The following is a 23,174-nucleotide window of genomic DNA, read 5'->3' as shown; positions in this document are numbered from 1 at the left end:
GCATGACGATCGAGGTCAAGGGCATCAACTTCAGCAATCAGGGCGCCGGCATGATGCTGCTCGCCGTGCAGCAGCGGCTGGGCTCCCGGTTCGATCTCGCGGTGCCGGCGCAGGGCGACTATGCCCTGCGCGCGCCGTTCGGGATGAAGCAGATCCTGCGTCGCGCCGGCCCGCTCAACCTCGCCCCGTTCGTGCGCGCCACGCCCGCCCGCATCCGCCAGCGCATCGGCCTCGTCGCGGAGCGCGAGATCGGCGGCGTGCTCGATGCCTCGGGCTTCGCCTACGGCGACCAGTGGGGCGCCGCCAAGGTGCGCGAGCGGCTGTTCGCCGCGCTCGACCGCCGCCGGCGTAGCAGATCGCCGGTGATCCTGCTGCCGCAGGCGCTCGGCCCGTTCACCAAGCCAGACCTGCGCCAGGCGTTCGGCCGCGTGGTGGATGAGGCGAGCCTGATCTTCGTCCGCGACGAGGTCTCCGCCGGCTATCTGGCCGAGACCTATGGCGAGCGGCCGAACATTCGCCGCTGCCCCGACTTCACGATCGGGCTGAGCGGCCTCGCCGATCCGCGCTACGCCGCCTATGCCGGCCGCCCGGCGCTGGTGCCCAACCACATGGTCGTGCGCGACGCCACGCCGGCCGAGCGCGACCGCTATGTCGACCTGCTCGCCGCCGGCGCGCGCGAGGCGGGCGCGCAGGGCTTCGGCGATCCGTTCCTCGCGCTCCACGATCCGGTGCAGGACGCCGCGATCGCCGACGCGCTGGCCGAGCGGCTGGGCCGGGTGGAGCGGCTGGGCGAGCTGCGGCCGCAGGTGATGAAGGCGATCCTCGGCCATGCCTCGCTGGTGATCGGTTCCCGCTTCCACGCGCTCGTCGGCGCACTGTCGCACGGCACGCCGGTGGTGGCGTTCGGCTGGTCGCACAAATATGCCGAGTTGCTCGGCGATTTCGGCTGTCCCGAGGCGCTGGTCGCCAACGACGCCGATCCCGCGACCGTGATCGCACTCGTCCGCCGCATCGCCGCCGAGCGCGAGGCGCGCGCCGCCGCGCTCTCGGCCCGCGCCGCCGCGCTCGCCGCACAGGTGGAGAGCATGTGGAGCGCGGTCGCCACCGAGCTGGAGACGGCGCGGTGAACGCGCATCCCGCCGTCTCGATCATCATTCCCGTCTTCAACGATGCCGATCGGCTGGCGCTGTGCCTGTCCGCGCTGGAGGCGCAGGACTATCCCGGTCCCTTCGAGATCCTCGTCGTCGACAATGGATCGAAGGTGCTGCCTGCCGTCACCGGCCGCGCGCGGCTGCTGCAGGAAGCGACGCCCGGCTCCTACGCCGCGCGCAACCACGCGCTGGCGGAGGCGACCGGCGAAGTGCTGGCCTTCACCGATTCGGATTGCGTGCCGCATCCCGGCTGGCTCTCCGCCGGGGTCGCGGCGCTGGTCGCCGCGCCGGAGATCGGCATGGTCGGCGGGCGGGTGCGCATCCAGGCAATGTCGGGCGGGCGGCCCAACATGGCGGAACTGTTCGAGGTCGCCGTCGCCTTCCCGCAGGAACGCTACATCCGCGACGGCCATTATGCCGCCACCGCCAACATGTTCACCCGGCGCGCGGTGATGGACAAGGTCGGCCCGTTCGACGCGCGGCTGCGCTCGGGCGGCGACGCGGACTGGGGCCAGCGCGTGCACCGCGCCGGCTACGCGCAGGTCTATGCGGCGGACGCGGTGCTCGATCATCCTGCCCGCGCCAGCCAGAGCGAGATCTTCACCAAGCTGCGCCGCACCGTCGGCGGCGAACGCGACCGGCGGCCCGGCTGGGGCCACGCGCTGCGCTTCGCCGCGCGGCATGCGGTGCCGCCCCGCACCCGCATCCGCGCCGCGCTCGGCATGGCGGACACCGCCCTGCCGACACGGCTCCGCGTCGCCGCCTACTGCGTCGGCATCAACTGGAGCTACGCCGCGTACCGCCTCTGGCTCCAGGCGAGCGGGCGGACGTCAAGCCGGCGATGAACCTTGGGCCTTGCCGCCCGGTGAGACGAGGCTGACGGGCGTCCGCGGCAGGCCCGGTGCCGGCAGGCCCAGATAGGCGAGCCGCCGCACCTCGCGCCGTCCGCGCACCACGGTATCCAGGATCAGCCCGCAGAACAGGTTGAGCACCGCGACGATCACCAGCCCCACCGCCAGGATCGCGGTGGGCAGGCGCGGCACCAGCCCGGTCTGCGAGTAGGTGATGGCGAGCGGAAAGGCGAGAATCAGCGCCAGCAGCGCCAGCAGCCCGGCGACCACGCCGAAGAACAGCACCGGCCGCTCGATGCGGAACAGCATCATGATCGTGTTGAGGATCCGCCAGCCGTCGCGATAGGTCGATAGCTTGGAGACGGACCCTTCCGGGCGTGCGCCATAGGCGGTGACGACCTCGGCGACGGGCATGCGCAGCTCCAGCGCGTGCACGCTGATCTCGGTCTCGATCTCGAACCCGGCGGACAGCACCGGGAAGCTCTTGACGAAGCGGCGCGAGAAGACGCGATAGCCCGAGAGGATATCGTTGAAGCTGCGGCCGAAGATGCGCGCGAGGATGCCGGTGAGCATGGCATTGCCGAAGCGGTGGCCGCGACGATACGCCTCCTCCACCTCAGAGCGGCGCGCCCCGACGACCATGTCGAGCTGTTCGTCGAGCAGCTGCGCCACCAGCATGGGCGCGGCGGCGGCGTCGTAGGTCGCATCGCCGTCCGCCATCACGTAGACGTCCGCCTCGACGTCGGCGAACATGCGGCGGACGACGTGGCCCTTGCCCTGCATCCGCTCCGTCCGCACGATCGCGCCGGCGGCGCGCGCCACCTCGGCCGTGCGATCGCGGCTGTTATTGTCGTAGACGTAGATCTCCGCGCGCGGCAGCGCGGCGCGGAACCCCGCCACGGTGGCGGCGATCGCGGCCTCCTCATTGTAGCAGGGCAGGATCACCGCGACGCGGCAGGCGGCGGCGTGGGCAGCATCGATCACGTCATCATCTCCGCCACCCGTCGTCCCCGCTCGTCATAACGCCACCAGCCGGCCGCTTCCATGGAGCCAGGCATAACGGCAAGCGGTAAAGACGATGCTAGCGCCTCTTGGGACGAGCGGCGCCGGGCGGGCGCGCCTTCCGCGCCACCTCCATCGGCGTCTGGCGGCCGGCGGCAGACGCGTCGGCGTTCCCGCGCTGGTCCGCCTTGCGCGCGTCGTGGTAGGGCGTGCGTGGAGATGGTGATGGATGCTCGGCTGAAGCTCAAGGCGCAGATCATGTGCGGCGACGAGATCGCGATGGGGCCGGGCAAGGCGGCCCTGCTGGATGCGATCGCGGAGACGGGATCGATCTCGGCCGCCGGCCGGCGGCTGGGCATGAGCTATCGCCGCACCTGGCTGCTGGTCGATGCGATGAACCGCTGCTGGGCGGAGCCGCTGGTCGCCACCGCCACCGGCGGCAGCAAGGGCGGCGGCGCGCGCGTGACGGCGCTGGGCGAGCAGGTGCGCGCCGACTATGCCGCGCTCGTCGGCCGCCTCACCGACTCGGCGGACGAGGCATCGCTGATGGCCGCGGTCCGCGCCGCGCCGGTGCCGCCCGCGCGCCATTGACCGGGCACGCGTCAGCCCGATATATCCGCGCGGATATCGGGAAGGACGATGCGATGATGCGGTGGCCGGTGCGCGCCTTCGGGCGATGGATGGCGGCGCTCGCGCTGCTGGTCGCGGCGACGGCATCGCCGGCGCAACCTGCCGGGCCGCTGGTGCTGGCGGCGGCCAGCCTCCAGGAATCGCTGACCGCCGCCGCGGATGCGTGGAGCGCGCGCGGCCATCCGAAGCCGCGCCTCTCCTTCGCCGGCTCCTCGGCGCTGGCGCGGCAGATCGCGTCCGGTGCGCCGGCCGACCTGTTCATCTCGGCGGACGAAGAGTGGATGGACGATGTGGCGCGCAAGGGGCTGATCGTGCCCGCCACCCGCGCCGACTTCCTCGCCAACCGGCTGGTGCTGATCGCGCCGAAGGCCAGCACGGTCCGGCTGGCGATCCGGCCCGCCTTCCCGATCGCCGCCGCGCTCGGCGGCGGGCGGCTGGCGATGGCCGATCCGGATGCCGTGCCCGCCGGTCTCTACGGCAAGGCGGCGCTGACGAAGCTGGGCGTGTGGTCCGCCGTCGCGCCGCGCGTGGCGCGGGCCGAGAATGTCCGGGCGGCGCTGCTGCTGGTCGAGCGCGGCGAGACGCCGCTCGGCATCGTCTACGCGACGGACGCGCGCGCCTCGGCGGCGGTGCGGATCGTCGGTACGTTCCCGGCCGCCAGCCATCCGCCGATCACCTACCCGATCGCGCGGCTGACGGCGGCGACCAGCGGCGATGCGGAGCCGTTCCGGCGCTTTCTGGTGAGCAAGGCCGGCAAGGCGATCTTCGCCCGCTTCGGCTTCCTGCCGCGCTGATCCTGCTCTCGCCCGACGAGTGGGAGGTCGTCCGCCTCTCGCTGAAGGTGAGCGTCGCCGGCGTCGCGGTGGTGCTGCCGGCGGCGTTCGCGCTGGCGTGGGTGCTGGCGCGCTGGCGCTTTCCGGGCAAGCTGCTGGTCGATGCGATCGTCCATCTGCCGCTGGTGCTGCCGCCGGTGGTGACGGGCTGGCTGCTGCTGCTGGCGTTCGGCGCCAACGGGCCGGTGGGTCGCTGGCTGGCCGACTGGTTCGGTGTGACGGTGATGTTCCGCTGGACGGGCGCGGCGCTGGCCGCGGCGGTGATGGCGCTGCCGCTGATGGTGCGCGCCATCCGCCTCTCGATCGAGGCGGTGGACCGGCGGCTGGAAGGGGCGGCGCGCACGCTGGGGGCTGGCCCGTGGCGCAGCTTCGCCACCGTCACCCTGCCCTTGTGCCTGCCCGGCGTGCTGGCCGCGCTGGTGCTGGGCTTCGCCCGGTCGATCGGTGAGTTCGGCGCGACGATCACCTTCGTCTCGAACATTCCCGGCGAGACGCGGACCCTGCCGATCGCCATCTATGCGGCGTTGCAGCAGCCCGGCGGCGACGTGGCGGTGGCCCGCCTCTCGCTGATCGCGGTGCTGCTGTCGCTGGCGGCGCTCGTCGCGTCAGAGTGGCTGGCGCGGCGGGCGGGCGCGGGGCGGGGCGGCCATGTCCTCTGACGCGTCGTTCGACGTGGACGTCCGCCGGCGGCTCGGTGGGGCGGAGGTCGCCGTGGCGTTCGTGGCGGGCGCGGGGCTGACGGCGCTGTTCGGCCCGTCCGGCGCCGGCAAGACGAGCGTGCTGAACATGATCGCTGGCCTGATCCGGCCGGATCGCGGCCATGTGCGGGTGGGCGGCGAGACGCTGTTCGATGCGGCCGCCCGCACCGACGTGCCGGTGCATCGCCGCCGCGCCGGCTATATCTTTCAGGAGGCGCGACTGTTTCCGCATCAGCGGGTGCGCGCCAACCTGCTCTACGGCCATCGTCTCGCCGATCCCGCCGATCGGTGGATGACCTTGGACGAGGCGGTCGCCTTTCTCGGCATCGGTCCGCTGCTCGATCGCTGGCCCCGCACGCTCTCCGGGGGGGAGGCGAAGCGGGTGGCGATCGGCCGGGCGCTGCTCTCCGGCCCGCGCTTCCTGCTGATGGACGAGCCGCTCGCCTCGCTGGATGCCGACCGTCGCGAGGAGATCATGCGGGTGATCGAGCGCATCCGCGACGAGCTGCGCCTGCCGATCCTCTACGTCACCCACGACGCGGCGGAGGTGGAGCGCCTGGCCGCCCGCATCGTCCGCCTCGGCTGAGCGGCGTCAGATCGCCCGGTGCGCCTCCGGCGGCCGCACCGCCTCCGTCAGCAGCGCGGCGCTGAGCATCCCGGCGAGGAGGCCGGCGAGGGCGATCGCCTCGCGCCGCCCGATCCCGCGTCCCTTCCGCTCATGCGCCATGCTCATACCCCAGTCGTGCCGGCAACGGCACCGCGCCGTCGCGATCGTGGAGGGTCAGGCCCTCACCGGCGGCGAACCGCCCGATCGCCGTGAGCCTGAGCCCGAGTGGTTGAGAAAGGGTTGCGATCGTCTGGCGGGCAGCGGGCGGCGCGGCGAACAGCAGCTCGTAATCGTCGCCGGCGGTGGCCGCCGCGAGCCGCGCGGCGCGATCGTCTCCGTCGAACGCCACCAGCGCGGCGGAGAGCGGCACCGCCGCGAGGTCGATCGTCACGGCCAGGCCGCTCGCCGCCGCCATGCGGCCCGCGTCGATCAGCAGCCCGTCCGAAATGTCCGCCATGGCGTGCACGTGCGGCGCGAGGCTGCGGCCGGCGGCCAGACGCGGCGCCGGCCGGCGGTAGCGATCGAGCAGCGCCGCAGGGCCGGCCGCGCCGCGCGCGATGCGCAACCCGGCGCCGGCATCGCCGATCGTGCCGCTGGTCCAAAGCATATCGCCCGCGCGCGCGCCTCCTCGCGCCGGCGCCCCGCCCGGCGCGGCGGCGCCGATCGCCGTCAGCCCCAGCGCGCGCGGCGCGCCGGCCGGCATGCGCACGGTATCGCCGCCGAGCAGGGGCACGCCGAACGTAGCCAGCGCCGCGCCCAGCCCGGCGGCGAAGGCCGCGTCCCAGGCGGCATCGTCGCCGAGCCCGCAACCGGCCAGCACGCCCAGCGGCGCGGCGCCCTTGGCGGCGAGATCGGAGAGGTTCACCGCCACCAGCTTCCACGCCACGCTCTCCGGCGGATCGTGGGGAAGGAAGTGCACGCCCTCCACCAGCATGTCGTGGGTCAGCACCAGCTCGCCCGCGGCGACGGTTAGGATCGCGGCATCGTCTAGCAGTCCACGCGCGGCGGGGTCGGTCGCGAAGCCGCGCAGGGCGGCGATGAAATCGGCCTCGCGGCTCAAGCCGGCCGCCGTCGCCTCATGTCCGCACGGCCTTCGCCACCGCGTCGAGCAGGCCGTTGACGAACCCCTTCTCGCGCTTGGCGTAGAAGGCGTCGGCCACGTCGACATATTCGCTGATAACGCTGCCGGTCGGCACGTCGATGCGGGCCATCAGCTCGTAGGTGCCGGCGCGCAATATCTGGCGCATCGGCTTGTCGAGCCGGTCCATCGTCCAGCCCGTCGCCAGCCTGGCGGCGATCGCCGCGTCGATCTCGGCGCGACGCGCATCCACGCCGCGCACCAGATCGTCGAAGAAGTCGACCTCGGCCTCGGCATAGGTCACGTCCTCGATCGTGGCGCCCAGCCGGTGACGATGGAACTCGTCGAGCAGTTTCGGCAGCGGCGTCGCCTCCATCTCCTGCTGGTAGAGCGCCTGTACGGCGGCCAGCCGCGCGGCCGATCGGCTGCGCGAACGCTCGTTGGTCTTCTTCGTGGATTTCTGGGTCATGCCTGTGTCCCGAGCCGCAGCGCCACCGATCGGCCGTGCGCCGGCAACCCCTCCGCGCGGGCCAGCGCCACCGCCGCCGGGCCGATCCGGGCGATCGCCGCCTCGTCGCAGGAGAGGAAGCTGGTGCGCTTCATAAAATCGAGCACCGACAGGCCGGAGGCGAAGCGCGCGCGCCGGCCGGTCGGCAGCACGTGGTTCGGCCCGGCGACATAATCGCCGACCGCCTCCGGCGTATGCCGGCCCAGGAAGACGGAGCCGGCATGGCGCACCCGCGCGAACAGGGCTTCGGGATCGGCCACGGCCAGCTCCAGATGCTCGGGCGCGAGCCGGTCGGTGAGCGCCGGCGCCTCGTCCAGCGAGGCGAGAACGATGATCGCGCCGTTCGCCTGCCAGCTGGCGGTGGCCGTGGTGGCGGTGGCGAGCGTCGCCAGCTGCGCTTGCACCGCGCCGGCCACGGCATCGGCGAAGGCGGCATCGTCGGTGAGCAGGATCGACTGGCTGGTCGGGTCGTGCTCGGCTTGGCTCAGCAGGTCGGCGGCGATCCAGGCGGGGTCGTTGTCGCCGTCGGCCACCACCACGATCTCGGACGGCCCCGCCACCATGTCGATGCCGACGACACCGTAGAGCTGTCGCTTGGCCTCCGCCACCCAGGCGTTGCCGGGACCGACCACCACGTCCACCGTCCGGATGCGGCCGGTGCCGTAGGCCAGCGCCGCGATCGCCTGCGCGCCGCCGATGCGCCAGACCTCGTCCACCCCGGCGATCTCGGCGGCGGCGAGGACGAGGGGGTTGATCTCTCCGCCCGGCGTCGGCGTCGTCATCGTCAGCCGCCCGGCGCCCGCCACCTTCGCCGGGATCGCGTTCATCAGCACGGAGGAGGGATAGGCCGCCCGTCCGCCCGGCACGTAGAGGCCGGCCGCGTCCACAGCGCGCCAGCGCGCGCCAAGCCGCACGCCGGCCGCGTCCACCGTGTCGCTGTCGGCGGGCGTCTGCGCGGCATGATAGGTGCGGATGCGATCGGCGGCGAGCTCCAGCGCCGCGCGCAGATCGCGGTCGATCCCGGCCAGCGCCGCGCGCCGCTCGGCCGGCGGCACCTGCCAGCCGGTGGCGTCGAGGTCGTGGCGATCGAAGCGGCGGGTGTAGTCGGCCAGCGCCACGTCGCCGTCCCGCTTCACCGCCGCCACGATCGCGGCGACATCGCGCGAGACATCCTCGTCCGCCTCGCGCCGGGCGTCCACCAGCATGGCGAAATCACGGGCGAAGGCCGGATCGCGGCTGTCGAGGCGCAGCGGGCCGCTCATGCCGCGCGCGCGCCGGCGACGGCGCGGCGGAACGCGTCGACCAGCGGCACGATCTCCCCGGCGCGCATCTTGAAGGCGGCGCGGTTGACGATCAGCCGGGCGGACACCTCGGCGATCACCTCCACCTCGACGAGGCCGTTGGCCTTCAGCGTGCCGCCGGACGAGACCAGGTCGACGATGCGGCTGGAAAGCCCCAGCACCGGCGCGATCTCCATCGCCCCGTTCAGCTTGACGCACTCCGCCTGCACGCCGCGCGCGGCGAAGTGGCGGGCGGTGAGGTTCGGATATTTGGTGGCGACGCGCACATGGCTCCACTCGCGCGGATCGTCGCCGGCGGCCATCTCGGCCGGCTCGGCCACGGAAAGGCGGCAGTGGCCGATGTTGAGGTCCACCGGCGCGTAGAGCTCGGAATAGTCGAACTCGTCGAGCACGTCCGATCCGACGATGCCAAGCTGCGCGGCGCCGTGCGCCACGAACGTCGCCACGTCGAAGGCGCGCACGCGGATCAGGCCGATGCCGGGCCGGTTGGTGGCGAAGCGCAGCGCGCGGCTGCCCTCGTCGGAGAAAGCGGGCTCCGGCTCGATACCGACGGCCGCGAGCAGCGGCAGCACTTCCTTCAGGATGCGGCCCTTGGGGATTGCGAGGATGATCGGCGCGGCCATGGTGGCGCGGGACTTAGGGGGTATGCCGCCCCACCGCAAGAAAAGGCGGGTTCCTGCCCGGATCCGGAGAGGGCATGGTCTGAGGCAGGCGCTGCAGGTGCCGCACGCCCCCTCCACCGCTCTACGGGCGGTCCTCCTCCCCGTGGCGGGAGGACCTTACGGGTAGCTCACCGTCAGCGGCACCTCGGGGAGGGGGATGGATTCGCCCTCGTCGCCGGGCACGATCGGGAATCGGCCGGCCTTCCAGTCGGCCTTGGCCTGGTCGATCCGCCCGCGCGAGGAGGAGACGAAGTTCCACCAGACGTGGCGCGGCGTAGCGAAGGCGCCGCCGCCCGCCAGCATTACCCGGCCGCCGGTGGTGGAGCGCAGCGTGGCGCGCGTGCCGGGGCGCAGCACGTAGAGCGTGGCCGGCTCCAGCCGCAGCCCGTCCACGCTCGCCTCGCCGGTCGCCACGTAGAGCGCGCGCTCGTCCGCCTCGGCATCGATCGGAATGGCGCCGCCGGGCGCCAGCGCGATATCGGCGTAGATCGTCGGCGCATGCGCCGTCACCGGCGAGGTTTCGCCCCAGAGCGTACCCATCACCACGCGCGCGGTGGCCCCGCCGGCGGCGATCACCGGCATGGCCTCGGCCGGCACATGCTCGAAGGCGGGGTCGATCTCCTCGCGGCCGTCGGGCAGCGCCAGCCAAGTCTGGATGCCGGAGAGGGCGGGGCCGCCCGGGCGCTCGCCGGCCGGGCTCCGCTCCGAATGGACGATGCCGGTGCCGGCCGTCATCAGGTTCACCGCGCCCGGCCGGATCGTGGCGAAGGTGCCGAGCGAATCGCGATGATCGATCGCGCCATCGAACAGGTAGGTCACGGTCGACAGGTTGATGTGCGGGTGCGGCCGCACATCGATGCCGCCGCCGGGCGGCAGGTGCGCCGGCCCCATCTGATCGAAGAACACGAACGGCCCCACCATCGTGCGCGGGCGCGACGGCAAGGTGCGATGCACCTTGAACCCGCCGAGATCGTGCGTCGTCGGCAGGATCGTCTGGAGAAAAGGATCGTCAGGCGTGGCGGACATCGGCAGGCTCCGTGGCGGCGAGCAGATCGGCGAGATCGACCGGGAAGATCGGTTCGGCATGGCCGGCCAGCGCGGCGCGATCGAACCAGCGCCACGTCTGCATCACCTGCCGCTCCAGCTCGGTATGGCCGGCCGGATCGACCTCGCAGGCGTCCACGTCCACGCGGAAATAGCGTTCGTCGGCGCGCACCTCCACGCCCTCTATCGTCAGGAACTCCACCTCGCGGCGGGCGACCTCCGGCCCGCAATCGAGATCGAGGCCCACCTCCTCGCGCAGTTCGCGGCGGGCGGCGGCGGCATGGTCCTCGCCGGGCTCCAGCGCGCCGCCGGGCGTCACCCAGAAAGGCGGGCGATCGGCGGGCGAGAAGCGGAACAGCAGCACGCGGCCGCGCCCGTCCACCAGCAGGATGCGGGCGGCGGGGCGCCTGGCCCTCATGCCTCGTCCAGCTCCGGATAATGGCGGAAGATGCCATCGCCGAACGGCAGGCGGCGGTCGCTGGCCAGATAGCCGGCCAGCTCGGGCAGATCGCGCACCGCCGCGTGGAGATCGATCAGCTTCGGGCAGTCGCGCAGGCACCGCTCCATCCGCTGCGGGAAGGCGAAGTTCAGCCCCTCCACCAGCTGGAACAGCGAGAGATCGGCGTAGCTCCAGCGATCGCCCGCCAACCACGGGCCGTGGTGCAGCAGCGCCCGCTCGAAATAGCGCAGATATTTGGGGATCCGCTCCTCGCGGAACTCGGTCGCGCGGCGTAGCGCCTCGGCCTTCTGGTCCTCGTAGTAGAGCATGATGCCCACCGGATGGTGCACGTCGTGCGCCTCGGCCACGGCATCGGCGATCGTCAGCTGCAGCTGGTTCACCCATAGCCTGCCCTTCGCATCGGCCGGCGCCAGCCCGTGCGCGTCGCCCAGGAACAGCAGGATGGTCGCCACCTGCGCGATCGTCATGCCGTCGGCGATCAGATAGGGCGGGGCGAACGGCGGCTCCTCGCGCGGCACCTGCAGATCGTCCGACAACGCCTGCATGCCGCCCTCGCCGCGCGCCAGGTCGCGATAGGCGATGCCGCCCGCCTCCAGCGCCAGCCGCACGAACTCGCCGCGGCCCGGAATGGTCGGCCAGTACCACAGATCATATGCCATGCTCACACCTCCGCCGATCCCTGCGCCTCCGAAGGCGCCCTGGCCTTGATCGCCAGCGCATGAACGCGCTCCGCCAGCAGATCGGCCAACGCCGCGTTCACGGCCCGCTGCCGGGCGACGCGGCCCTGCCCCTCGAACGCGGGCGCCACGATCTCCACCGTGAAGTGGCTCTCGCCGCTGCCGTCGTGCCCGGCATGGCCGCGATGCGATTCGCTGTCGTCGGTCACGACGAGGCGGGTGGGGGACAAGGCGGCGCGCAGCCGCTGTTCGATCGCCTGGGCCACTGGCCCGGTAGGATGTGCGTTCATGCCGCCTATATAGCGGGTTTGCAGCGAAGAGGCAGTCTTGGCGGACGAAGGACAGGGTCAGGCACGGCGATCGCCCCGCTTCCACGGCCGGGTGGGTGGCGGCGACCGGCGATGCGAGTGGGACGCATGCGGCGAGGCGGGCGAGTTCCGCGCGCCCCCGCGCGAGGGGCGCCGCCCCGGCGACGGGCCGGGCGCGTGGCGCTGGTTCTGCCTGGATCACGTCCGCGAGTTCAACGGCGGCTACAATTTCTTCGAAGGCATGAGCATGGAGGAGATCGAGCGCGAGCAGCGCCCCTTCGCGGGCTGGGAGCGGGAGACGCGCGCCTTCGCCGCCAATGCCGGCGCCACGCCGCGCTGGGCCGATTTCGTCGACCCGCTGGACGCGATCGGCGCCAAGTTCGCCCGCGAACGGCCGGCGGCGGCCAACGGCCACCTGTTCGGCGAGGCGGAGCGCCGCGCGCTGAAGGTGCTCGGCCTTGCGCCGGACGCGGATCGCAGGGCCTTGCGCCAGCGTTATGCCGATCTGCTGCGCCGCTACCACCCCGATCGCAACGGCGGCGATCGCGCCCACGAGAAGGCATTGCGGGACGTGATCGCGGCCTATACCGCTCTCAAATCCTCGCCAGCCTTCGCCTGATCGAAAGACCGACATGACCGACCTCTCGAACGTCCAGCCAGACAGCCGCGCCGAGACGGTGCTCGCCGCCCCAGACCGGATGGTGAAGGTGCGCGAGGTGTTCGGCATCGACAGCGACATGGAGGTGCCGGCCTTCTCCGAGGCGGACGAGCGGGTGCCCGATCTCGATCCCGCCTATGTGTTCGATCCGGACACCACCCTGGCGATCGCCGCCGGCTTCGCCCACAACCGCCGGGTGATGGTGCAGGGCTATCACGGCACCGGCAAGTCCACCCATGTCGAGCAGGTGGCGGCGCGGCTCAACTGGCCGTGCATCCGCATCAACCTGGATGCCCATATCAGCCGCATCGATCTGGTCGGCCGCGACGCGATCGTGCTGCGCGACGGCCAGCAGGTAACGGAGTTTCGCGAGGGGCTGCTGCCCTGGGCGCTGCAGACGCCGACCGCCCTGGTGTTCGACGAATATGACGCCGGCCGGCCGGACGTGATGTTCGTGATCCAGCGCGTGCTGGAGACGGAGGGCAAGCTGACCCTGCTGGACCAGAACCGGGTGATCCGCCCCTCGCCCTGGTTCCGTCTGTTCGCCACGTCGAACACGGTGGGGCTGGGCGACACGACCGGCCTCTATCACGGCACCCAGCAGATCAATCAGGGCCAGATGGATCGCTGGAACATCGTCGTCACGCTCAACTACCTGCCGGCGGCGGTGGAGGCACAGATCGTGCTCGCCAAGTCCGGCGAGTATGACAAGCCGGACGGCAAGAAGGTGGTCGACAACATGGTGAAGGTGGCGGACCTGACCCGCCAGGGCTTCATCGCCGGCGATATCTCCACCGTGATGAGCCCGCGCACGGTGATCTCGTGGGCGCAGAATGCGCTGATCTTCAACGATGTCGGCTTCGCCTTCCGCCTCAGCTTCCTCAACAAGTGCGACGAGGCGGAGCGCGCGCTGGTGGCCGAATATTATCAGCGCGTGTTCGGCAAGGACCTGCCGGAGAGCGTGGCGGGTAAGAAGGGTTGAGGTCGGCCGGCAAGCGGACTAAGTGAGCTAACCTAGCAGGAACCCCTTATGTCAGCCACCGTCAACGTCCACGAGGCCAAGACCAACCTGTCGAAGCTGCTCGAACGCGCGCATGGCGGGGAGGAGATCATCGTGGCCAAGGCCGGCAAGCCATATGCCCGGCTGGTGCCTTTGGAGGCGGCGACGCAGGAGCCTCGCAAGCCCGGTCGGTTCCGGCATCTGCTCGGAACGATCGACAATGCCGTCCTGTTCGAACCGATGTCGGACGATGATCTGGATGCTTGGGACGGCAAATATTCGCATATCCTGTAGATCGGGACCATGTCCTACCTGCTGGATACGCATGCGCTGATATGGTGGTGGCTCGGCGATCCCGCCTTGTCGATCGCGGCCCGCGACCTGATGGTCGATCGCGCGAACCGGATATTCGTCAGCCCTGTGACCGCTGTCGAGATCGCCATCAAGGTTCGCTCCGGCAAGCTGGCGGGGATGAGCGAGCCGCTGGCCGCGTTTGGAGAAGGGCTTGCCGCCGATGGTTTCCGCACTCTGGACATTCGCTACGACCACGCGCGCAGAGCCGGTCTGATGGCGGGGGAACATCGTGATCCGTTCGACCGTCTGCTGGCGGCGCAGGCCCTTACCGAGGGACTGACGATAATCACCCGCGACACGGCCATCGCGCGGTTTGGCTGCGAGGTGATCTGGTAATGACTGAGCAGACCCCCCTCGATGCATTGAAGGCCGTGCTCGGCGGCGCCGCCCGGGCGATGGCGCGGGAGCCGGAGGTGGAGCTCAGCTACACCGCCGAGGCGCCGTCGCTGCTGGGCAAGGCGATCCGCGTGCCGATGCCCACGCGCAGTCTCCCCGCCGATCAGGTGGCCGAGGCGCGCGGCTTCGCCGACGGCTATGCGCTGAAGCTGCGCCATCACGACACCGGCCTGCACAATCGCGGCGCCCCGGCCGATGCGGTGGCACGCGCGGTGTTCGACGCGGTCGAGCAGGCGCGGGTGGAGGCGATCGGCGCGCGGGCGATGGCGGGCGTCCGCGCCAACCTGTCGCACGCGCTTGATCTGCGGATGAAGTCCGATCCGCTCACCCGCGCCCGCTCGCGCGACGAGGTGCCGCTTTCGACCGCGCTCGGCCTGATCGTGCGTGAGCGGCTGACCGGCGACGCGCCGCCCGCCTCCGCCGCGACCGCGCTGGCGTTGGTGCGCGACTGGATCGAGGAGAAGGCCGCCGCCGATCTCGACGCCCTGCCGCTGGTGCTAGACGATCAGCGCGCGTTCGCCAGGCTCACCACCCGGCTGCTGGAAGACCTCCAGCTCGTCGAGGGCGAAATGTCGCCCGACGACGAGCAGGACGCCGGCGAGGAAGGCGAGGGCGAGGAGCAGGACCAGTCCGACGAAGGCGAGGAGGGCGAGGACGAGAGCGGCGGCGCCGCAACCGAGTCGGAGGCGCGGGCGGAGGCGGCCGACGACGACGAGACCGGCGACGACGGCGAGACCCGCCAGATGGACGAGGATCGCACCACCGAGAGCGACGCCGACATGGGCGACGACGGCGAGGAGGGCATGATGCCCGTGCGCCCGAACCGCCCGTTCGCCGATCTCGGCCCGTCGTTCGACTACACGGCGTTCACCAGCGCCTATGACGAGGTGATCGAGGCGACCGAGCTGTGCGACGAGGAGGAGCTGACCCGCCTGCGCGCCTATCTCGACCAGCAGCTGATCCACCTGCAGGGCGCCGTGACGAAGCTGGCCAACCGGTTGCAGCGGCGGCTGATGGCGCAGCAGAATCGCAGCTGGGATTTCGATCAGGAGGAGGGCATGCTCGATGCCGCGCGGCTGGCCCGCGTCGTCGTCAGCCCCGGCCACTCGCTAAGCTACAAGATCGAGCGCGAGACGGACTTTCGCGACACCTGCGTGACCCTGCTGATCGACAATTCGGGATCGATGCGGGGCCGGCCGATCTCCATCGCCGCGATCAGCGCCGACATCATGGCGCGCACGCTGGAGCGGTGCGGCGTGAAGACCGAGATCCTCGGCTTCACCACGCGCGCGTGGAAGGGCGGCCAGTCGCGCGAGAACTGGCTGGCCGCCGGCCGCCTGCCGGCACCGGGCCGCCTGAACGACCTGCGCCACATCGTCTACAAGCGCGCCGACGAGCCGTGGCGCCGCGCCCGCCGCAACCTGGGCCTGATGATGCGCGAGGGGCTGCTGAAGGAGAATATCGACGGCGAGGCGCTGATGTGGGCGCACAACCGCATGATCGGCCGCTCGGAGGAGCGAAAGATCCTGATGGTGATCTCGGACGGCGCGCCCGTGGACGATTCGACGCTGTCGGTGAACAGCGGCAGCTATCTGGAAAAGCACCTGCGCCAGGTGATCGGCTGGATCGAGGGCAAGAGTCCGGTCGAGCTGATCGCCATCGGCATCGGCCACGACGTGACCCGCTATTATGCCCGCGCGGTGACGATCATGGACGCCGAACAGCTGGGCGGCACGATGGTGGAGCAACTGGCGGGGCTGTTCGAAGGCGAGGGGCGGTAGGCCGCTATACGCCGGAGGCAGCGACCCCAAGTCCGAGCAGCAGGATGACGATGGTCGATAACGCTCCTGCGAGCGCGAACAGACCCCACACGCCGTTCGCCGGCTTGAGTACCACCAAAGCCAGCGACGATCTTGGTCACGCAGTAGAGCGCGTTCCAGATCAGCAGGACGATCGTGACGGCGAGCCAGAATATCACGCGTTTCAAGATAGCGGACGGCGCTGCCAATGACAGCTGATCCTGATCCCCGTGAGAAGCAGGCTCGATCCGACCGGAAGAAGAAGTAGGTGCGGCGCCCGCATCCCTTCCCCCGAGCGAAGTCGAGGGGCTCGATCGAGCGAAGCCGAGGTCGCCGGCGGCCGCATGCATCTCGTGTCGAGACTGCGCCCGACCCAAGAGGGAGGGATCACCCCCGGTGCAGCGTGCCGTCCAGCATCTTGATGATCGCGGAGAAATCGAGGTTCCGGTCGTCGCCGTTGACGAAGGCCTGGTAGAGCGCGCCCGCCGCCGCCCCCATCGGCACGCTGGCGCCGGCCACGTTCGCCGCCTCCACCGCCAGCTTCAGATCCTTCAGCATCAGCGCCGCGGCGAAGCCGCCCTGATAGCCGTTGTCGGCCGGCGTCTTCGGGCCGACGCCCGGCACCGGGCAGTAGCTCGTCATCGACCAGCTCTGGCCGCTCGCCTTGGAGGAGATGTCGAAGAAGGTCTGCGCGTCCACGCCCAGCTTCTCGGCCAGGGCGAACGCCTCGCAGGTGGCGACCATCGTGGCGCCCAGGATCATGTTATTGCAGATCTTGGCCGCCTGGCCGGAGCCGAGCTTGCCGGCGTGGATCACCGCCTTTCCCATCGCGTTCAGGATCGGCTCGGCGCGCGCGAAATTCTCGTCCTCGCCGCCGACCATGAAGGTGAGAGTGCCGCCGTTCGCCGCCGCGATGCCGCCGGAGACGGGGGCGTCGACCATGGCCAGCCCCTTGGCGGTGGCGGCCGCGCCCACCGCCTTGGCGGAGGCGACGTCGATCGTCGAGCAATCGAGCAGCAGCGCATCGGCCGGCACCGCGCCGAACACCTGATCCTGATAGACGGAGAGCACGTGGCGCCCGGCCGGCAGCATCGTCACCACGAACTCGGCGTCGGTCGCCGCCGCCGCCGCCGTGGCGGCGCGGGTGCAGCCCGCCTCCTCGGCGCGGGCGAGCGCGGGTTCGGCGAGATCGAAGGCGCGCACCTGATGCCCCGCCTTGGCCAGGTTCGCGGCCATGCCGCCGCCCATGTTGCCGAGCCCGATGAAACCGATGCGTGCCATGTTGCTTGTCCTTGTCCCGCCTGCCCGCTCATCCTGAGGAGCCATTGCGCGAAATAGAAATGGCGTCTCGAACGATCCTTCGAGACGGGTTTCGCCTTCGCTCAGCCCTTCTTCGGATGAGCGGAGGCGCGCTTGCCTTTACCGCCCCGTCCAGTTCGCCGGGCGCTTGGCGACGAAGGCGGCCATGCCTTCCTTCTGGTCCTCGCTGCCGAACAGACCGTGGAACAGGCGCCGTTCGAAGCGTATGCCCTGCGCCAGCCCCATCTCGTCGGCGGCGTGAACCATCTCCTTGGTCGCCATCGCCGCGAGCGGACCCATGCCGGCGATCGTCGCCGCCGTCTTCAGCGCCTCCGCCACCAGATCGGCGGCCGGCACCACGCGGGCGGCCAGCCCGGAACGCTCGGCCTCGGCGGCGTCCATCATCCGGCCGGTCAGGCACATCTCCATCGCCTTGGCGCGGCCGATCAGCCGCGCCAGGCGCTGCGATCCGCCCATGCCGGGGGTCACGCCCAGCTTGATCTCGGGCTGGCCGAACTTCGCGCTGTCGGCGGCGATGATGAAGTCCGCCATCATCGCCAGCTCGCAGCCGCCGCCCAGCGCGTAGCCGGAAACGGCGGCGATCCACGGCTTGCGCGTGGCCGTCACCTGCTCGTAGCCGCCGAAGAAGTTGCTGTCGTACATCGCGGCGAAGCCCTGATCGGCCATCTCCTTGATGTCGGCGCCGGCCGCGAACGCCTTCTCGCTGCCGGTGAGAACAAGGCAGCGCTGGCCGGCATCGGCATCGTAAGCGGCGAAGGCGGCGATCAGATCCCGCAAGGTCGCCGTATCGAGCGCGTTCAGCGCCTGCGGACGGTTCAGGCGGACGAGCGTGACGGCGTCGTGCGTCTCGACCAGCAAATTCTCGTAATCGGCCATCGTCTGTCCTCGTAGCGGCGGGTATCAGGCGGAAAGGGGCTGCCATTCCTCATCCTCGGCCACGGGGCCGAAGATGGTGTCGATCACGTGGTCGCTCACCGTCTCCGGCGTCGCCGGATCCCAGCGCGGCGCATTGTCCTTGTCGACGATCAGCGCGCGCACGCCCTCGATGAAGTCGTTGCGCTGCACCACGTGCGATCCGACGCGATATTCCACCCGCATCTCGTCGGCGAAGTCGACATGGTCGCGGCCCTGCACGACCAGGCGGAGCGACACCTTGCACGCCTGCGGCGACTTGGTGGCGAGGATGGCGCGCTGCTTGGCCGCCCACTCGCCACCGTCCGCCGCCAGCGCGGCGAGCACGTCCTCGTAGCGGTCGGCGGCGAACAGCCGGTCGATATCGGCCTGCTGCTCAGCGATCTTGGCCGGCGGTGGCGCGACGGCGGCGGCATCGAGGATGGCCGCGACATCCTGCGGCGCGGCGATGAGCCTCGCCTTCACGTCTGCCAGCGCATCGGACGGGATATAGTGGGTGGCCAGGCCCAGATGGTGGCAGTCCGCTCCGTCGAGCCGGCCGCCGGTCAGCGCCAGATACTCGCCCATGCGGCCCGGCAGGCGGGAGAGATACCAGCCGCCACCCACATCCGGGAACAGGCCGATGCCGGTCTCGGGCATGGCGAACATCGTCCGCTCCGTCGCCACGCGGTAGCGCGCCGGCTGCGAGATGCCGACGCCGCCGCCCATCGTGATGCCGTCCATGAAGGCGACGATCGGCTTGGCATAGGTGAACAGCAGGTGGTTGGTCTGATATTCGTCGCGGAAGAAGCCGCGCGCGTAGGCGCCGTCGGCGCGGGCGCTCTCCCAGATCGCGCGGATGTCGCCGCCGGCGCAGAAGCCGCGGCCTTCGCCATGATCGATCATGACGAGATGTACCGCCGGATCGGCCCGCCACGCCTGCAGCGCATCGGTCATCGCCAGGCACATGCCGCGGGTGAGCGCGTGGATCGCCTTCGGCCGGTTCAGCGTCAGCCGCCCGACGCCGCCCTCGGTGGTGACGAGCAGCTCGTCCTCGATATCGCTCAAGACGCCGTACCCCTCACTGCCGCAGCATCTCGCGCGCGACGATGACGCGCATGATCTCGTTGGTGCCTTCCAGGATGCGGTGGACGCGCAGGTCGCGCAGGAACCGCTCGATCGGATAGTCCTGGAGGAAGCCGTAGCCGCCGTGCAGCTGCAGCGCGCGATCGACGACCGACCAGCCGGTGTCCGTGGCCAGGCGCTTGGCCATCGCGGCGAAGCGGGTCTTGTCCGGCGCGCCCTCGCTCACCTTGGCGGCGGCGGCGTAGAGCAGCATGCGGGCGGCCTGCAGCTCCGTCTCCATGTCCGCCAGGGTGAACTGGGTGGCCTGGAAGTCCGCGATCGGCTGGCCGAACTGCCGGCGATCCTTCGTGTAGCCGATCGCCTCGTCCAGCGCGCGCTGCGCGCCGCCCAGGCTGCACGCGCCGATGTTCAGCCGCCCGCCGTCCAGGCCGGACATGGCGATGCGAAAGCCCTGGCCCTCACCGCCGACGCGGTTGGCGGCGGGCACGCGCACGCCATCGAAATTCACCTGGCAGGTCGGCTGGGAGTGCCAGCCGAGCTTCTTCTCCTGCGCGCCGAAGCTGACGCCGGGCATGTCCTTCTCGATCACCAGGCACGTGATGCCCTTGGCGCCGTCGTCGGAGGTGCGCACCATCGTGACGTAGACGTCGTTCTCGCCGCCGCCCGATATGAACGCCTTGGAGCCGGTGACGACATAATCGTCGCCGTCGCGGACGGCCTTCGTCTTGAGGCTGGCGGCATCGGAGCCGGCGCCCGGCTCCGTCAGGCAGTAGCTGGCGAGCGTGTCGCAGGCGACCAGCGACGGCAGATATCGCGCCTTCACGTCCGTGCCGCCATAGGCGTCGATCATCCACGCCGCCATGTTGTGGATCGAGATGAACGCGCTGGTGGAGGGGCAACCATAGGCCATCGCCTCCATGATGAGGGCCGATTCCATGCGGCCGAGGCCGATCCCGCCGCTCTCCTCCGACACGTAGATCGCGCCGAAGCCGAGCTCCGCCGCCGCCTTCACCACGTCGCGCGGGAAATGGTGGCTCTCGTCCCACTCGGCCGCGTGCGGGGTGATGGCGTCGGCGGTGAACCGCTGCGCCATCTCCTGGATGGCGCGCTGGTCCTCGGTCAGGTCGAACTGCATCCCGGCTCCTGTCTCTCGGTTCGGCTCTGGCGGCGACGGGCGAGGAACGCAAGCATCGGCGAGCGACGATGCGCGCAAAGGAGCGGCGACACGGCGATCGTCCGGCCCACCGCCCGCGCCCTCAAGCCGTCATTCACGGGAGGGAGAGAAGGATCGGCCGCGGCGCGCCCGATCCCCCTGCGTCTCCGCGTCTCCGCGCGACCATTCCTCCGCCCGCGCGGAAAGTTACCGAACCGCTCAGTGCACCTTGTCCATCACGTCGCCGAACAGCTCGCGATCGGACGGGATCACCTTGGTCTGGGCGAGCGGCTTGGAGACCCACGTCTCGTTGATCAGGTCGCGCCAGGTGATGTTGTTGTTGGTGCCGTTGCCGCCCCACGAACCGCAGCCCAGCGAGAAGGTCTGGCGCATGCCGTTCCACAGATTGCCCGAATTGGAGGCGGACTGCGGCTGGTTGACCATCACGCGCGAGGTCTTGGTGGCGCCGGCCAGCTTCAGGATGTTCTCGTCGCTTTGCGAGTAGATGCCGCAGCTGTGGCCCTGGCCCTGATAGCCCTGGATGTTGTTGGTCATCGCGATCGCCTCGTCGATGTCCTTCACCTTGTAGAGCGTGGCCGTCACCGTCAGCTTCTCGCCCGAGAAGGGATAGTCGGCGCCGTAGCCGGTCTCCGGCACCAGGAAGAACTGCGTGCCTTCCGGAATGTCGAACCCTGCCATGCCGGCGATCGTCGCCGCCGGCTGCGCCACCACCTTGGCGTTCAGCGCGCCGTCGATCCACAGCACCGCCTGCAGCTTGGCCTTATCCGCCTCGCCCAGCACGTAGCCGCCCTTGGCCTTCAGCTTCTCCAGCATCGGCTCGTAGATCGACTCGACCAGCAGGATCGAATTGTCCGACGAGCAGGAGGCGGCGAGATCGAGCGTCTTGGAGATGCGGATCTTCTCGGCCGCGTCGTCCAGATCGGCGGTCTCGTCCACCGTGATCACGGCGTTGCCGACACCCACGCCCAGCGCCGGCGTGCCGCTGGAATAGGCCGCCTGCACCATCGGCGTGCCGCCCGTGGCGAGCACGCGATCGCACTGCTTCATCAGCTCGTTGGTCTTGTTGACCGACGGGATGTCGATGCTGATGACCAGATCCTCGGGCGCGCCCAGATCCTTCAGCGCCGCGCGCATATAGTCGCAGATCATCTTGTTCGTCAGCTTCGCGCGCGGATGCGGCGCGACGATGATCGAGTTGCGGCCCTTCACCGCCGAGATCGCCTTGATCACCGGCGTCGCCTCCGGATTGGTCGAGGGCGAGAGCGCGCCGATCACGCCGACGGGCTTGGCGATCTTGATCAGGTTGCGCTCATGATCCTCCTCCAGCACGCCCACCGAGCGATCGTCGATGATGTCCATCAGGGTGGCGCGGGTCTTGCGGAAGATCTTCAGATATTTGCCGTCGTAATTGCCGAGCTGAGTCTCCTCGACGGTGAACTGGGCGATCTTCTTCGCCACGTCCTCGCGCGCGACGGACCACACCATCGCGCGGATCAGCGCGTCTACCTGCTCCTGCGTGTAACCCTCGATCGCCTGCTGGGCCTTGCGCGAGCGCGCGACCAGCGCGGCGATCTCGTCATGATCGGCTTTTTCCTGGTCGTTGGCGAAGGTACGGGCCTGCACTGCCATCATCCTGCTCCTGCATCGGCCGCGCGGCCGGCCGCGCGTGGGATTTTCGCGCATCGGGGTGCGCGCTGATCGGCTGCATCTGGGCTTTCGTGGAAATGCACGCAAGTGGGCAAAATCGCAGGTATGTGCTGCGCTTTTGCAGTAGGCTGGGCCGATGTTCGACTGGGACGACCTGCGCATCTTCCTGGGCGTGGCCCGCGCCCGCCGGCTGGCGCCCGCCGCCCGCACCCTGGCGCTGGACGCGACCACCATCGGCCGGCGGCTGGGCCGGCTGGAGGCGGCGCTGGGCGCACCCCTGTTCGAGACGATCGGCGGCGAGCGCCGCCTGACCGGGCGCGGCGAGGCGCTGTTCGCCCACGCCGAATCGATGGAGACGGCGGCGTTCGCGGCGCTGGGCCAGGCCGGCGGCGATCCGGCGAGCCTGTCGGGCCACGTCCGGCTCAGCGTGGCGGAGGGCTTCGCCACCTGGGTGCTGGCGCCCGCGCTGCCCGACTTTCATGCCCGGCACCCCGATATCCGGCTCGATCTCGTCACCGCATCCGGCTTCCTCAACCCTTCCCGCCGGGAAGCGGACATGGCGGTGATGCTCGCCCGGCCGCGCAAGGGCCGGCTGATGGCGGCCAAGCTCGGCGACTATCGCCTGCGGCTCTATGCCGCGCGCGCCTATCTGGCGGGGGTGGCGGCGCCCGCGCGGCTGGAGGATCTCGGCCGCCACAGCCTGATCGGCTACGTGCCGGAGTTCATCTACGCGCCGGAGCTGGATTATCTCGGCGAGATCGGCGCCGGGCTGGAGCCGAACCTGCGCAGCACCAGCATCAACGTGCAGCACCGCCTGATCGCCAGCGGCGCCGGCATCGGCGTGCTGCCGGCCTTCATCGGCGATCGCGACCCGGCGCTGGGGCCGCTGCTGGACGATGCGGTGACGCTCAGGCGCAGCTTCTGGCTCGTCACGCAGAGCGACGTCCGCCGCCTCGCCCGCATCGCCGCGGTCGGCCGCTGGCTGCGCGCCTGCGTGCAGGGATCGGCGACGCGGTAGATCCGCCATTCCCGGAGCGGG

Annotated in this window: 27 protein-coding genes; 12 read left to right on the top strand and 15 right to left on the bottom strand. The window is 70.6% G+C overall.

The annotated features are described in order from the left end of the window. Window positions 1–2: 2 nt before the first annotated feature. Both GNT64_RS14965 and GNT64_RS14960 read left to right on the top strand, forming a co-directional pair. The gene (locus GNT64_RS14965) at window positions 3–1,127 is read left to right on the top strand and encodes a polysaccharide pyruvyl transferase family protein (RefSeq protein ID WP_156680251.1); all 1,125 of its coding nucleotides are present in this window, start codon (window positions 3–5) and stop codon (window positions 1,125–1,127) included. Next, the gene (locus GNT64_RS14960; protein WP_197277003.1) at window positions 1,124–1,996 is read left to right on the top strand and encodes a glycosyltransferase family 2 protein; all 873 of its coding nucleotides are present in this window, start codon (window positions 1,124–1,126) and stop codon (window positions 1,994–1,996) included. Before GNT64_RS14965 ends, GNT64_RS14960 begins: the two co-directional genes overlap by 4 nt. Here the strand turns inward: GNT64_RS14960 and GNT64_RS14955 are convergent. Further along, entirely contained in the window at window positions 1,982–2,986 is a 1,005-nt protein-coding gene (locus tag GNT64_RS14955) for a glycosyltransferase family 2 protein (RefSeq protein ID WP_231639030.1), read from the bottom strand. The two genes, GNT64_RS14960 and GNT64_RS14955, sit on opposite strands and share 15 nt — an antisense overlap. Window positions 2,987–3,223: 237 nt before the next feature. On the opposite strand from GNT64_RS14955, the gene GNT64_RS14950 reads away from it, so the two are divergent. The 4 genes from GNT64_RS14950 to GNT64_RS14935 are packed head-to-tail and all read left to right on the top strand — an operon-like array spanning window position 3,224 to window position 5,751. Continuing rightward, window positions 3,224–3,595 carry a winged helix-turn-helix domain-containing protein gene (locus tag GNT64_RS14950; protein WP_197277415.1) on the top strand — a complete coding sequence of 124 codons (372 nt, stop codon included), beginning with the start codon at window positions 3,224–3,226 and terminating at the stop codon, window positions 3,593–3,595. A 53-nt stretch (window positions 3,596–3,648) separates the two neighbouring features. Beyond that, window positions 3,649–4,428, top strand: a complete 780-nt coding sequence (gene modA, locus GNT64_RS14945) for a molybdate ABC transporter substrate-binding protein (RefSeq protein WP_422396595.1) — start codon at window positions 3,649–3,651, stop codon at window positions 4,426–4,428. Beyond that, on the top strand, window positions 4,428–5,126 hold the full coding sequence (gene modB / locus GNT64_RS14940; RefSeq protein ID WP_156681667.1) for a molybdate ABC transporter permease subunit: 699 nt from the start codon (window positions 4,428–4,430) through the stop codon (window positions 5,124–5,126). Before modA ends, modB begins: the two co-directional genes overlap by 1 nt. Further along, window positions 5,116–5,751, top strand: a complete 636-nt coding sequence (locus tag GNT64_RS14935) for a molybdenum ABC transporter ATP-binding protein (RefSeq protein WP_156680248.1) — start codon at window positions 5,116–5,118, stop codon at window positions 5,749–5,751. The genes modB and GNT64_RS14935 overlap by 11 nt, the downstream gene beginning before the upstream one ends. Window positions 5,752–5,757: 6 nt before the next feature. Here GNT64_RS14935 and GNT64_RS22195 read toward each other — a convergent pair whose 3' ends face one another. The 9 genes from GNT64_RS22195 to GNT64_RS14895 form a co-directional block, all read right to left on the bottom strand. Next, window positions 5,758–5,892 carry a hypothetical protein gene (locus GNT64_RS22195; protein WP_277873234.1) on the bottom strand — a complete coding sequence of 45 codons (135 nt, stop codon included), beginning with the start codon at window positions 5,890–5,892 and terminating at the stop codon, window positions 5,758–5,760. Then, window positions 5,882–6,832 carry a thiamine-phosphate kinase gene (gene thiL, locus GNT64_RS14930; RefSeq protein ID WP_156680247.1) on the bottom strand — a complete coding sequence of 317 codons (951 nt, stop codon included), beginning with the start codon at window positions 6,830–6,832 and terminating at the stop codon, window positions 5,882–5,884. The genes GNT64_RS22195 and thiL overlap by 11 nt, the downstream gene beginning before the upstream one ends. Before the next feature lie 16 nt (window positions 6,833–6,848). Next, complete coding sequence (gene nusB / locus GNT64_RS14925) at window positions 6,849–7,319, bottom strand: transcription antitermination factor NusB (RefSeq protein ID WP_156680246.1); 471 nt, start codon at window positions 7,317–7,319, stop codon at window positions 6,849–6,851. Continuing rightward, window positions 7,316–8,620: a histidinol dehydrogenase gene (gene hisD / locus GNT64_RS14920; protein ID WP_156680245.1), complete on the bottom strand. Its 1,305-nt coding sequence runs from the start codon at window positions 8,618–8,620 to the stop codon at window positions 7,316–7,318. Before hisD ends, nusB begins: the two co-directional genes overlap by 4 nt. Beyond that, window positions 8,617–9,282: an ATP phosphoribosyltransferase gene (gene hisG, locus GNT64_RS14915; protein ID WP_156680244.1), complete on the bottom strand. Its 666-nt coding sequence runs from the start codon at window positions 9,280–9,282 to the stop codon at window positions 8,617–8,619. Before hisG ends, hisD begins: the two co-directional genes overlap by 4 nt. Window positions 9,283–9,438: 156 nt before the next feature. Next, window positions 9,439–10,347: a pirin family protein gene (locus GNT64_RS14910; protein ID WP_156680243.1), complete on the bottom strand. Its 909-nt coding sequence runs from the start codon at window positions 10,345–10,347 to the stop codon at window positions 9,439–9,441. Continuing rightward, window positions 10,331–10,783, bottom strand: a complete 453-nt coding sequence (locus GNT64_RS14905; protein WP_156680242.1) for an NUDIX hydrolase — start codon at window positions 10,781–10,783, stop codon at window positions 10,331–10,333. Before GNT64_RS14905 ends, GNT64_RS14910 begins: the two co-directional genes overlap by 17 nt. Then, on the bottom strand, window positions 10,780–11,484 hold the full coding sequence (locus GNT64_RS14900; RefSeq protein WP_156680241.1) for a glutathione S-transferase: 705 nt from the start codon (window positions 11,482–11,484) through the stop codon (window positions 10,780–10,782). The genes GNT64_RS14905 and GNT64_RS14900 overlap by 4 nt, the downstream gene beginning before the upstream one ends. A gap of 2 nt (window positions 11,485–11,486) precedes the next feature. After that, a complete protein-coding gene (locus tag GNT64_RS14895; RefSeq protein WP_156680240.1) occupies window positions 11,487–11,792 on the bottom strand; it encodes a BolA family protein in 306 nt (101 codons plus the stop codon). A 37-nt stretch (window positions 11,793–11,829) separates the two neighbouring features. Here GNT64_RS14895 and GNT64_RS14890 point away from each other — a divergent pair, with 37 nt between their 5' ends. From GNT64_RS14890 to cobT, 5 genes are read left to right on the top strand one after another with little or no spacing between them, the layout of a single operon-like run. Then, the gene (locus tag GNT64_RS14890) at window positions 11,830–12,429 is read left to right on the top strand and encodes a J domain-containing protein (protein WP_156680239.1); all 600 of its coding nucleotides are present in this window, start codon (window positions 11,830–11,832) and stop codon (window positions 12,427–12,429) included. Window positions 12,430–12,442: 13 nt separating this feature from the next. Then, window positions 12,443–13,450, top strand: a complete 1,008-nt coding sequence (gene cobS / locus GNT64_RS14885) for a cobaltochelatase subunit CobS (protein WP_156680238.1) — start codon at window positions 12,443–12,445, stop codon at window positions 13,448–13,450. Between the two features lie 48 nt (window positions 13,451–13,498). Then, the gene (locus GNT64_RS14880; RefSeq protein WP_156680237.1) at window positions 13,499–13,762 is read left to right on the top strand and encodes a type II toxin-antitoxin system Phd/YefM family antitoxin; all 264 of its coding nucleotides are present in this window, start codon (window positions 13,499–13,501) and stop codon (window positions 13,760–13,762) included. A 9-nt stretch (window positions 13,763–13,771) separates the two neighbouring features. Beyond that, window positions 13,772–14,158, top strand: coding sequence for a type II toxin-antitoxin system VapC family toxin (locus GNT64_RS14875; RefSeq protein ID WP_156680236.1), 387 nt, complete (start codon window positions 13,772–13,774; stop codon window positions 14,156–14,158). Then, on the top strand, window positions 14,158–15,999 hold the full coding sequence (gene cobT / locus GNT64_RS14870; protein WP_156680235.1) for a cobaltochelatase subunit CobT: 1,842 nt from the start codon (window positions 14,158–14,160) through the stop codon (window positions 15,997–15,999). Before GNT64_RS14875 ends, cobT begins: the two co-directional genes overlap by 1 nt. A 405-nt stretch (window positions 16,000–16,404) precedes the next feature. Here the strand turns inward: cobT and mmsB are convergent, their stop codons facing one another. The 5 genes from mmsB to GNT64_RS14845 all read right to left on the bottom strand — a co-directional run bounded on the left by mmsB (window position 16,405) and on the right by GNT64_RS14845 (window position 22,117). Continuing rightward, window positions 16,405–17,298 (bottom strand): 3-hydroxyisobutyrate dehydrogenase, encoded by an 894-nt coding sequence (mmsB, locus tag GNT64_RS14865; protein ID WP_156680234.1) that lies wholly within the window; start codon window positions 17,296–17,298, stop codon window positions 16,405–16,407. 138 nt (window positions 17,299–17,436) lie between these two features. After that, entirely contained in the window at window positions 17,437–18,213 is a 777-nt protein-coding gene (locus GNT64_RS14860; RefSeq protein ID WP_156680233.1) for an enoyl-CoA hydratase-related protein, read from the bottom strand. A gap of 24 nt (window positions 18,214–18,237) precedes the next feature. Then, entirely contained in the window at window positions 18,238–19,287 is a 1,050-nt protein-coding gene (locus GNT64_RS14855) for an enoyl-CoA hydratase/isomerase family protein (RefSeq protein WP_156681666.1), read from the bottom strand. A gap of 22 nt (window positions 19,288–19,309) precedes the next feature. Next, window positions 19,310–20,449 (bottom strand): acyl-CoA dehydrogenase family protein, encoded by a 1,140-nt coding sequence (locus GNT64_RS14850; RefSeq protein ID WP_156680232.1) that lies wholly within the window; start codon window positions 20,447–20,449, stop codon window positions 19,310–19,312. A 237-nt stretch (window positions 20,450–20,686) separates the two neighbouring features. Then, on the bottom strand, window positions 20,687–22,117 hold the full coding sequence (locus GNT64_RS14845; RefSeq protein ID WP_156680231.1) for an aldehyde dehydrogenase family protein: 1,431 nt from the start codon (window positions 22,115–22,117) through the stop codon (window positions 20,687–20,689). Between the two features lie 154 nt (window positions 22,118–22,271). Between GNT64_RS14845 and GNT64_RS14840 the strand changes: the two genes are divergently transcribed. Further along, the gene (locus tag GNT64_RS14840; protein WP_156680230.1) at window positions 22,272–23,153 is read left to right on the top strand and encodes a LysR family transcriptional regulator; all 882 of its coding nucleotides are present in this window, start codon (window positions 22,272–22,274) and stop codon (window positions 23,151–23,153) included. The last annotated feature ends 21 nt before the right edge of the window (window positions 23,154–23,174 follow it).

The organism is Sphingomonas profundi (assembly GCF_009739515.1).
GTDB lineage: Bacteria > Pseudomonadota > Alphaproteobacteria > Sphingomonadales > Sphingomonadaceae > Alterirhizorhabdus > Alterirhizorhabdus profundi.
Note: the sequence above shows the minus strand (reverse complement) of the source record. Positions and strands in the feature narration are given on the sequence as shown.